The sequence below is a fragment of the Symbiobacterium ostreiconchae genome (assembly GCF_055396975.1).
Genome location: NZ_AP042454.1, coordinates 1,749,125 through 1,759,028 on the forward strand (window position 1 = coordinate 1,749,125; position 9,904 = coordinate 1,759,028).

Sequence of the window (9,904 nt, forward strand, 5' to 3'; positions counted from 1 at the left end):
GTGCTGAAACTGCTGCGCTACCCCTTCGCCATGGAGTGCGGGGTGTACATCACCACCTACGAGCAGGACCACGCCCTGCACCAGACGCCGCTGGCCGTGGCCCGCGGCTGGCTCCTGGTGGCCCTGCTCTACGCGATCCCGCCGCTGCTGCCGAACTACTACCTCTCCATCCTCAACATGGTGGCGATCTACACCATCGCCGCGCTGGGGCTGAACCTGCTCACCGGCGTGACGGGGCAGATCTCGGTGGGCCACGGCGCCTTCACCGGGATGGGGGCCTTCACGGCCGGCTACCTGATGAAGCAGGGGCTCTCGTTTTGGATCGCGATGCCGCTGGCGGGGCTTGCCGCCGCCGCGGTGGGGGCGTTCTTCGGGCTGCCCTCGGCCCGGCTGAAGGGGCTGTACCTCGCGATCGCCTCACTGGCGGCGCAGGTGATCCTCTCGTTCTTCTTCACCCGGGCCGACTGGTTCACGGGCGGCATTCACTCGATGTCGGTCAGGCGGCCCAGCTTCTTCGGCTACACGCTTTCCGGCGAGCTCAGCTATTTCTACCTGGCGCTCACGGTGGCGCTCCTGCTCGGCCTGTTCGCGCAGAACCTGCTCCGGACCCGGATGGGGCGGGCGTTCATGGCGGTGCGGGACCGGGACCTGGCCGCCGAGGTCATGGGCGTCGACCTGTTCCGGACGAAAGTGACGGCCTTTGCGCTGTCGGCCTTCTACGCCGGCATCGCCGGGGCGATCTGGGCGCCGTACGTGATGATCATCTCGCCGGAGCAGTTCGAGATCCACCTGTCGATTGAGCTGCTGGCCATGATCATCATCGGCGGCATGGGCACGGTGATGGGCTCGGTCTACGGCGCGGCCTTCATGACGGTGCTGCCGATCGTGGTGCGTGAGCTGTCGATGATGCTGGAGCCGATCTACCCGGCCATCGGCACGAAGGTGCTGCTGCTGCGGGACGCCGCCTTCGGCGCCGCGATCGTGCTTTTCCTGGTGCTGGAGCCGGAGGGGCTGGCGAAGCTGTGGCGGAACGTGAAGGACTACTTCCGGCTGTGGCCCTTCGGATACAGCAGGTGAAATGGGTCGTGAGCGGTGAGATGGGTCGTGGGCTGTGAGATGTGAGCAGTGAGGTAGGTCGTGGGTCGTGAGATGTGAGCTGTGAGATGGGTCGTGGGCTGTGAGATGTGAGCAGTGAGGTAGGTCGTGGGTCGTGAGATGTGAGCTGTGAGATGGGTTGTGAGCGGTGAGATGTGAGCGGTGAGATGGGTCGTGGGCTGTGAGATGTGCGCGGTGAGACGGGTCGTGGGCTATGAGATGTGAGCAGTGAGATGGGTCGTGAGCGGTGAGATGTGAGCTGTGAGATGGGTCATGGGCTGTGAGATGTGAGTGGTGAGATGGGTCGTGAGCGGTGAGATGTGAGCAGTGAGGTGGGTCGTGGGCTGTGAGATGTGAGTGGTGAGATGGGTTGTGGGCTGTGAAATGTGCGCGGTGAGATGGGTTGTGAGCGGTGAGATGTGAGCGGTGAGATGGGTCGTGGGCTGTGAGATGTGCGCGGTGAGACGGGTCGTGGGTTATGAGATGTGAGCAGTGAGATGGGTCGTGAACGGTGAGATGTGAGCGGTGAGACGGGTTGTGGGTCGTGAGATGTGCGCGGAGAGATGGGTCATGGGCTGTGAGATGTGAGCGGTGAGAGGCCGACGGTTTTGGGCAGTGGGCACCGGCGAGTCGTCCGACGGGGGCCGTGGCGCCGGGCCCCGCGGCCGGTGGGGCGTGCCGGAAGTGGGCGAGCGAGGGGAGACAGGGCCCCGGCAGCCGCCCGGATACCGTTGCTGCCCACAGCCGCCCATGGCTCACAACGTACCGATTACCGCAGACCGTTGACGCCATCTGCACCCACGCACCACTCACGACAGACCGTCGACGCCATCTGCACCCACGCACCACTCACGACAGACCGTCGACGCCATCTGCACCCACGCACCACTCACGACAGACTGTCGATGCCATCTGCACCCACGCACCACTCACGACAGACTGTCGACGCCATCTGCACCCACGCACCACTCACGACAGACCGTCGACGCCATCTGCACCCACGCACCACTCACGACAGACTGTCGACGCCATCTGCACCCACGCACCACTCACGACAGACTGTCGACGCCATTTGCACCCACGCACCACTCACGACAGACCGTTGGCGCCACTTTCACCGGCTCACCGCTCACCACGCACAGCTCACCGCACAGTACATCAGAGGGGGTTGGGGACAGATGCGGAGGCAGAAGCGGTTTCTGGTTCTCGTGGGGGCGCTGCTGATTCTGGCGCTGCTGGCCGGCTGTGGCGGCCGGGGGTCCGGCGGCGGGGGGGCCGACGGCGGCGGGCAGGCGCTTCCGCCGATCAAGGTGGGCGGCATCTTCGACATCACCGGCGCGACGGGCGACGTCGGGAAGCCGCACGCGGACGGCGCCCGGGCGTGGTTCGACTACCTCAACAACGAGCTGGGCGGCGTGAACGGACGCAGGGTGGAGCTGGTCTGGGGCGACTACGCGTACCAGGTGCCCAAGGCCGTGGAGCTCTACAAGAAGTACGTCAACGAGGACAAGGTGGTCGCCGTCCTGGGCTGGGGCACGGGCGACACCGAGGCGATGAAGGAGATGATCGCGCAGGACAAGATCCCGTACCTCTCCGGCTCCTACGCGGAGAGCCTGGTGGATCCGTCCGTCACCCCGTACAACTTCATCATCTCCTCCACCTACTCGCAGCAGGCCCGGGTGCTCCTGGACTGGATCAAGGAGCAGAAGCCCGACGCCAAGGTGGGCATGATCTTCCACGACTCGCCCTTCGGCCAGGCGCCGCTGGAGGACGCCAAGGCCTACGCGGCCCAGATCGGCCTGACCTGGGTCGGCGAAGCGGCCCTGCCCGGCGCCGCGGCCGATGCGGTCACCCAGGTGCTGGACCTGCACAACAAGGGCGTCGAGTTCATCATGATCCAGAACGTGGTGAAAGGCACCGCCCAGGTACTGAAGGCGGTCCAGCAGCAGGGCCTGAGCGGCAAGATCCAGGTGGTCGGCATGACCTACTCGGTTGACGAGACGCTGCTCGCCGCGGCCGGCGACGCGGCGGAGGGCTTCGTCGGCACACCCGCCTTCGTCTTCCCGTACGACGAGGGGCCCGGCATCGACGAGGCGGTGGCCTACGCCGAGAAGATCGGCATGAAGCGGGAGGACCTGACGCAGAAGTGGCTGCAGGGCTGGGTGTTCGGCAGGGTGCTCACCGAGGCGATCCGGCGGGCCGGCGATGACGTCACCGGCGAGTCGCTGAAGGCCGCGTTTGAGACCTTTACGGAGGTCGACCTGGGCGGCATCGGCGCTCCGCTGACCTTCACCCCCACCGACCACGGCGGCACCGACAAGGCCCGCATCTACCAGGTGCAGAACGGCCGCTTCGTGGCCATCACCGACTTCGTGGAGCCGAAGGGGAAGTAGGATGTGAGGTGATCGGGTGCTCGTTCTGAATAACGTCGAGGTGATGTACGAGCGCGTGATCCTGGTGCTGAAGGGGATGTCGCTGAAAGTGCCCGAGGGGAAGGTGGTGGCCCTGCTGGGGGCCAACGGCGCCGGCAAGACCACCACCCTGAAGGCGATCTCCGGCCTGCTGAAGTCGGAGAACGGCGAGGTGACCGACGGCACCATCGAGTTCATGGGCGAGCGCATCAACAACCTGGAGGCCGCCGAGATCGTCCGGAAGGGCATCTTCCAGGTGATGGAGGGCCGGCACGTCTTCGAGCACCTCACCGTGGAGGAGAACCTGCTCGCCGGCAGCTATACCCGCACCGACCGGAGGAACGTGCGCAGCGACCTGGAGATGGTCTACCATTACTTCCCCAAGCTGGTGCACCGGCGGCGCCAGAAGGCCGGCTACCTCTCCGGCGGCGAGCAGCAGATGGTGGCCATCGGGCGGGCGCTCATGGCCAGGCCGAAGCTGGTGCTGCTGGATGAGCCGTCGCTGGGGCTCGCCCCCCGGCTGGTGCGGGAGATCTTCGACATCATCAAGCGGCTGAACGAGGAGATGAAGACCACCTTCCTGGTGGTGGAGCAGAACGCCATGGTGGCCCTCTCCATCGCCCACTTCGGCTACGTCATGGAAAACGGCCGGATCGTGCTGGAAGGGCCGGTGGAGACGCTGCTGAACAACGAGGACGTGAAGGAATTCTACCTGGGCCTCAGCGAGGTGGGGCGCAAGAACTACCGGGAGGCCAAGGCCTACAAGCGCAGGAAACGGTGGTTGGCATGAACAGCAAGGCACCAAGAGCGGGCACTCGCGGCGTCAGCCGCTGGGTGCCGCCCGGAGGCGAAGAGCGGCTGCGGAAGGTGCTGGCGGCGGCCCGGGCGGGGAGCCCGGTCTGGCGGGAGCGGCTGGACGCCGCCGGCCTCGGCGGTGCGGCGACGGGCGCTGCCGGGCTTGGCGGCGTGGAGGCCGGCGGTGGGGGGACGGGCGCTGCCGGGCTTGGCGGCGTGGAGGCCGGCGGTGGGGGGACGGGCGCTGCCGTGCTTGGCGGCGTGGAGGCCGACGGTGGGGGGACGGGCGCTGCCGTGCTTGGCGGCGTGGAGGCCGGCGCTGCGGCGCCCGGCGGCCCTCGCTGGCAGGCCCTGCCCGTGCTCCGCAAGGAGTCGCTGGGCGCTGTTCAGGCTGAGTCCCCCCCGTTCGGCGGGCTCCTGGCCGTGCCGGTGGAGCACCTGGCCCGGATCTTTGTGAGCCCCGGCGACATCTACGATCCCCAGGGCGCCGACCCGGACTACTGGCGGTTCAGCAAGGTCCTCGCCGCGGCCGGGTTCCGGCCGGGGGAGCGGGTGCTCAACTGCTTCAGCTACCATCTGACCCCCGCGGGCTTCATGTTCGACGCCGCAGCCCGGGCGCTGGGCTGCGTGGTGGTGCCCGCCGGCGTGGGGCAGCAGAACCTGCAGATCCGCGTGGCGAGGGCTGTGGGGGCCACCGGCTACGTCGGGCTGCCGTCCTACCTGCTGGCCTTGCTGGAGCGGGCGGCTGAGGCGGGCCCGCCCCTGCCGATCCGCCGGGCTGTGGTGACCGGCGAGCCGCTGCCCCAGACGCTGCGGGAGCGCATCAAGGGCCACGGCGTGGCGGTCTACCAGGCGTACGGCACCGCGGACGTGGGGCTGATCGCCTACGAGTGCGAACAGGGCGGCGGGATGCACCTGGATGAGGACGTCATCGTGGAGATCTGCGACCCGGATGGCCGGCCGGTGCCGGTGGGGGAGATGGGGGAGGTGGTCGTCACGCCCCTGCAGGAGACGTACCCGCTGCTGCGGTTCGGCACCGGCGACCTGAGCGCGATGGTGGCGGAGCCCTGCCCGTGCGGCCGCCCCTCGCTGCGGCTGAAGGGCTGGCTGGGCCGGGTGAGCGACGTCACCAAGGTGCGGGGCATCTTCCTCTACCCCCGGCAGCTGGAGGAGGCCCTGGCGCACCTGGCCGGCGGGATCGACCGGTGGCGTGCGGTGGTGGAGCGGGACGCGGATCACCGGGACGTGCTCCGCATCGAGTTTTCCGGTCAGGCGGACCCCCGGGCGGTGCGGGAGGCCGTGCAGGCTGCCGTCCGGCTGAACCCGGACGTGGTGGTCGTCCCCGCCGGAGCGCTCCCGGCCGACGGGCCGCATTTCCAGGACAGGCGCACGTGGGACTGAACGCGAAACGCCCCCGGGACGGGCCCGGGGGCGTCTGCGCGGATGTGCCGGAACGAGGCTGCGGTTCCCCTTATGGCGATGCGGCGGCAACCCTTGTGGCGATGCCGCGGCTATCCATGTGGCGATTCGGCGGCCAGCGGCGACTGCAGGCGTGCCTGGACGATCAGCCGCATCTCGTCGCTGCCGGGCGGGTCGCAGGTGGTCAGGGTGAGGGCGGGGTAGTCGGTGGCGGCGATGACCGACAGGTCATACGGGTCGGTGATGAACACCCGCTCGACCACGAAGGTGAGGTCCCGGTCGGGGTAGTGGATGTGGAGCAGATCGCCCGGCTCCAGGTCGTCCAGCCGGTAGAAGAAGGATGGGCGCCCGAACCGCGTGCGGTGGCCGGCCATGGCCGCGTTTCCGGTCTCGCCGGGCAGCACGGTCTGCGGGTAGTGGCCCGGCCCCAGGTCCAGCACCGGATTGTCCACCCCTTCGTTCACCGGATACGTGACCCCGAGACGGGGAATGGAGATGTGATACAGGAGAGTGGGGACGAGCTCTCCCCCGCCGGTTGCGGCGCCGTCGCCGGTGGTCGCGGGGGTGCCGTCGGCAACCGTGCCCCTGCCGCCCGCTGCGCGCTCGTCGCCGGCAGCGTCCGCTAGCCCGGCCGCCGCCCGGGACCCGGGCCCGTCTTCCCCGGGCGCCGCATCCCCGGGTCGGGAGAGCATCACCGGCGAAGGGGGTGCCTCGGCCAGCTGACGCCGGTAATCCCGTTCGGCTTGCAGCCAGCGGACGGCCGGAAGCGCGATCAGCAGCGCGCCCGCGATGAGAAGCAGGTTGCCCAACCGAGTCCGGCCATTCCGGCGTATGGTGACCACCTCCGTTCCACAGCAGGAGCCGCACCGTCCGGAGAAGAACGGTATACGAACGAACCGTTTGGATATGGGCGGGACGTCGGGGATGGGGAGGTCGCCGCATGGATGGATTTCAGCGCCTGTTCCTGTTCGCAGCCCTCGCCGTGCTGATCTTCACCGTGCTGAAATGGGTGCGGATCCTGCGGAGGCTGAACGAGGCGGTTCAGGCTGCGCAGGCGCGGGTCCTCAGGGATGAGGTCGACGATGAAGCGCCTCAGGAGGACTGATCCTCCGCCCCGGTCATCCAGCGCTGGATGTCGGCCAGCTCCACGGGCTTGATCTTCAGGTCCAGGTCCTTGCCCACCACCACCCGCGCCCGCTCGGGAACCGCGAACAGGATGAAGGTCCGGTCGCCCACCGTGACCTGGCGGAAGGACTCGAGGTCGTCGGGTGTCAGGGTGATCTCGATGCTGCCGGCCCGCATCTTCATGCGGGTCGGCTTCTCTGTGCTGCTGCTGCCGAAGAGCGAGTGGTAGGCGGGGCGGTACGAGAGGTCGCCGAAGGCCGACTCCCAGCGCGCCTGGAAACCCAGCCGGTCGACGCCGTGCCCCACCGCCTTCTCCATGCTGCGCACCACCGATTCGGCGCTCAGCCCGTCGGCCGCCTCATCCAGCAGGTCGGCGCCCATGCGCTGAAAGAGGTCGTGGGGCACCTCGCCCGTGACGTTCTGCTCGGTGATCATGCGGAGGAGCGCCTGTCCTTCCCGCCGCGGGCTCAGGCGGCGGGTGGCCTCCAGCGCCTTGAACCAGGCGGCGGCCCCGCTGCCGGCGTACACCATGAGGTCGGCGATCTCCCGACCCTCCGCGTCCAGGCAGGGGAAGAAGACCGCCCGCGAGACGCCGGCCCGCTTGATGACGTTGTGCAGCACCTGGGTGACGAACTGACCCGTATGCTCGTCGAACAGGGACTCCTCCCGGTCGTCCAGGTCCAGCACCGTGGCGAAACTGAAGCGCATCGGCGCAGCCCCGAGCTCCGGCACCGCCTGGAAGCGCAGGACGGCCACCAGGTGATTCTTGATCGCGCCGGCCGCCATCACCTTGTACGCCAGCACGTTGCCCAGCTCCACCAGCGATGCGGGGTGAACGTCGTCCATGTCGCGGATGGCCTCCAGCACCTCCACCGACGGGCGGTTGTGCACCCGGTCGTACTCCGCCGAGGCCACCTTGTCGACGGGCAGGACCTCCCCCGTGTACATGCAGGGGAAGTTGACCTCCCCCGGCGCGCCCTCGATGGCCTGGTACAGGTGCTGGGTCAGGATCGCCCGCAGCTGGGGATCGAGATCGTTCCACTTGTAGGCATTGGCGTGGACGAGGAGCTTGCGCTCCTCGTCCCGCTTAATGTGGCCGAGATAGACATCGGAGACGGAGATGCTACCTTCCCGCGCCACGATCTGCAGCTTCTGAAGCAACGACGAGCCCTCCAAACCGTAGATGTGTAGGCCGCATATCAGACGGCAGTGTCTATCGTATCACGCCGGGGACCTTCTGCCCATCCTGCGCAGCTGCCAGCCGGCCAGGAGCAGGGCGCCGCCTGCGAGGTAGTAGCCCACGTGCGGCGGCGGGGTGAGGCCGTCGCCGGTGCAGGCCAGCGTGAAGTCGGGCGCCTTCACCACCTCGCCGGGGGGAACGATGATCTGCTGCGAGACCGGCGGGTCGCCGGGGTTCTGCAGCGTGAGCGTCCAGAGGCCCGGCTCGAGGCCGGAGAGCTCGTAGTCCAGCCAGATGCCGATCCGGCCGGTAGCGGCCACGGCGGTGGCGACGGTCTCGCCGGACTCACGGGTGGCCCAGACCCGCGCCGCACCCGTGCGCGGCGCACAGACGCGTCCGGCGATGCCGCCAGGCGCGAGGGCGGCCACCGGGTCCGCCTGCTCCCAGACCAGGCGGATGATGACGACCTGGTCGGGCCGGTCCTCCGTCAGGCGGGTCCGGGCCTGGCCGCTGCGGGTGGGCCCCTCCGGATCGGCGGGATCGGTTGCCTCAGCGTACACGGCGTACTCCCCGAGGGGGAGATCGGTGAAGCGCAGTTCACCGGACCGATCCGTGAAGCCCGCCTGGTTGCCCACCACCACGAGAGCCCCCGGGATGGGCAGCTCCGCGCCGCCGTTGCGCGGGCTGGCGTCCAGCACCCGCACGGTGATGGAGCCGCGCGGTTCCGAGTCGCCGGGATCCGGCTGTTCCTCCTGCGGCGGAGGGACGGGGCGCGGCGGCCACGTCAGGATGATCGTGATGAAGGCTTCCGGATCCTCGGCCGTGATCTGTGCCGCGCCGGTTCCGGTGAGGGGGTCGGTCCCCGTGAGCGGGTTGACCGCCGTGGCCATGGCCGTGTAAGCGCCGAACGGCAGGCCGTCGAAGACCACCTGGCCGAGCGCGTCGGTGGAGGCGGTGAAGGTGGACAGCTGCACCTCAGCGCCCTCCAGAGGCGTCAGCTCCCCGTTGCCCGCGCCGTCGCCCAGTACCCGGACCGTGATCCGGCCGGACGCGGGGACGGAGGGTTCATTCCCGGGTGTGGGCGGCGGGCTGGGCGGGGGTCCGCCGCCGCCCGGGCCACCGCCGCCGGGGTCGCCGCCGCCCGGGTCATCGCCCCCCGGGTCCTCACCGCCGGGGTCATCGCCGCCGGTGGGCCGGACGAGGAGTTTGAAGAAGATGGTTCCGTGTTCGGCCTGGTAGTCGTTGTCCGCCGTAGCGGGCCAGGAGTAGTCGATGGTGATGGTACGGGTCTTTCCCGGCTCCAGGTCTAGCATGTCATGAAAATTGCCATCATAGGGATACACCCGGGCCGGATCTGCATCATCCTGGACGGTGAGCGCCACGGGAACCTCCCCGGTGAAGAGCGCGCCTGTCACCTGACCGAGCAGCCGGAGCTGAAGCGTACGGTTGCCGCCGTTGGTCACGTGATAGGTCCCCACGTTGCCCGAGTCGCCGGGAGCCAGGTTCTTGATGTCCGGACACTCCACCGGAAGGATATAGTATCGCTCGGCCGCGAGCTCGGGGACCGTCAGCCGGTAATCGGTGCTGCGGCACCCGGTCCCTTCGGCTTCCTCCCACGGCTCCTCACCCGCCTCCGCCGCCAGCAGCCAGGCGGCGTGCGTATCGGGCTCCCGGGCAAACGCCGGAATGGCGGCCACGGTCAGCCCTGCCAGGGAGAGCAGTACGGCCAGCAGCGACTGCAGCCGGCGCAAGACGTGGCGCTTCATCCTTTCCGTCCTCCCTCCAGATCAGCGCACCTGCTGGAAGTGTAACATTCATCCCGGTTGATCAAGGGGTGAATCTGCGGGTGGTTTCGCTGGACGGAAATCGCCCGCGCGGG

At 68.7% G+C, this 9,904-nt stretch carries 8 protein-coding genes; 5 read left to right on the forward strand and 3 right to left on the reverse strand.

Translation table 11 applies throughout. From position 1 onward, the window contains the following. The 4 genes from ACZ5UM_RS08565 (at nucleotide 1) to ACZ5UM_RS08580 (ending at nucleotide 5,702) form a co-directional block, all read left to right on the forward strand. Nucleotides 1-1,077 carry a branched-chain amino acid ABC transporter permease gene (locus tag ACZ5UM_RS08565; protein WP_464848184.1) on the forward strand — a complete coding sequence of 359 codons (1,077 nt, stop codon included), beginning with the start codon at nucleotides 1-3 and terminating at the stop codon, nucleotides 1,075-1,077. A 1,196-nt stretch (nucleotides 1,078-2,273) separates the two neighbouring features. After that, nucleotides 2,274-3,488 carry an ABC transporter substrate-binding protein gene (locus tag ACZ5UM_RS08570; RefSeq protein WP_464848185.1) on the forward strand — a complete coding sequence of 405 codons (1,215 nt, stop codon included), beginning with the start codon at nucleotides 2,274-2,276 and terminating at the stop codon, nucleotides 3,486-3,488. A gap of 16 nt (nucleotides 3,489-3,504) precedes the next feature. Then, on the forward strand, nucleotides 3,505-4,296 hold the full coding sequence (locus ACZ5UM_RS08575; RefSeq protein ID WP_464848186.1) for an ABC transporter ATP-binding protein: 792 nt from the start codon (nucleotides 3,505-3,507) through the stop codon (nucleotides 4,294-4,296). After that, on the forward strand, nucleotides 4,293-5,702 hold the full coding sequence (locus tag ACZ5UM_RS08580; protein WP_464848187.1) for a phenylacetate--CoA ligase family protein: 1,410 nt from the start codon (nucleotides 4,293-4,295) through the stop codon (nucleotides 5,700-5,702). The genes ACZ5UM_RS08575 and ACZ5UM_RS08580 overlap by 4 nt, the downstream gene beginning before the upstream one ends. A gap of 110 nt (nucleotides 5,703-5,812) precedes the next feature. Here ACZ5UM_RS08580 and ACZ5UM_RS08585 read toward each other — a convergent pair whose 3' ends face one another. Next, nucleotides 5,813-6,529, reverse strand: a complete 717-nt coding sequence (locus ACZ5UM_RS08585) for a sortase (protein WP_464848188.1) — start codon at nucleotides 6,527-6,529, stop codon at nucleotides 5,813-5,815. Nucleotides 6,530-6,660: 131 nt separating this feature from the next. On the opposite strand from ACZ5UM_RS08585, the gene ACZ5UM_RS08590 reads away from it, so the two are divergent. After that, entirely contained in the window at nucleotides 6,661-6,825 is a 165-nt protein-coding gene (locus ACZ5UM_RS08590; RefSeq protein WP_464848189.1) for a hypothetical protein, read from the forward strand. Here ACZ5UM_RS08590 and ACZ5UM_RS08595 read toward each other — a convergent pair. Next, entirely contained in the window at nucleotides 6,813-8,006 is a 1,194-nt protein-coding gene (locus ACZ5UM_RS08595; RefSeq protein WP_464848190.1) for a hypothetical protein, read from the reverse strand. The two genes, ACZ5UM_RS08590 and ACZ5UM_RS08595, sit on opposite strands and share 13 nt — an antisense overlap. Nucleotides 8,007-8,066: 60 nt before the next feature. Next, nucleotides 8,067-9,791 carry an MSCRAMM family protein gene (locus ACZ5UM_RS08600; protein ID WP_464848191.1) on the reverse strand — a complete coding sequence of 575 codons (1,725 nt, stop codon included), beginning with the start codon at nucleotides 9,789-9,791 and terminating at the stop codon, nucleotides 8,067-8,069. Nucleotides 9,792-9,904 lie beyond the last annotated feature (113 nt).

What these genes read in the sequence shown, in the direction of transcription:
- ACZ5UM_RS08570 (WP_464848185.1), top strand. Translation starts at nt 2,274, where the DNA reads ATGCGGAGGCAGAAGCGGTTTCTGGTTCTCGTGGGGGCGCTGCTGATT.
- ACZ5UM_RS08580 (WP_464848187.1), top strand. Translation starts at nt 4,293, where the DNA reads ATGAACAGCAAGGCACCAAGAGCGGGCACTCGCGGCGTCAGCCGCTGG.
- ACZ5UM_RS08590 (WP_464848189.1), top strand. Translation starts at nt 6,661, where the DNA reads ATGGATGGATTTCAGCGCCTGTTCCTGTTCGCAGCCCTCGCCGTGCTG.
- ACZ5UM_RS08600 (WP_464848191.1), bottom strand. Translation starts at nt 9,791, where the DNA reads ATGAAGCGCCACGTCTTGCGCCGGCTGCAGTCGCTGCTGGCCGTACTG.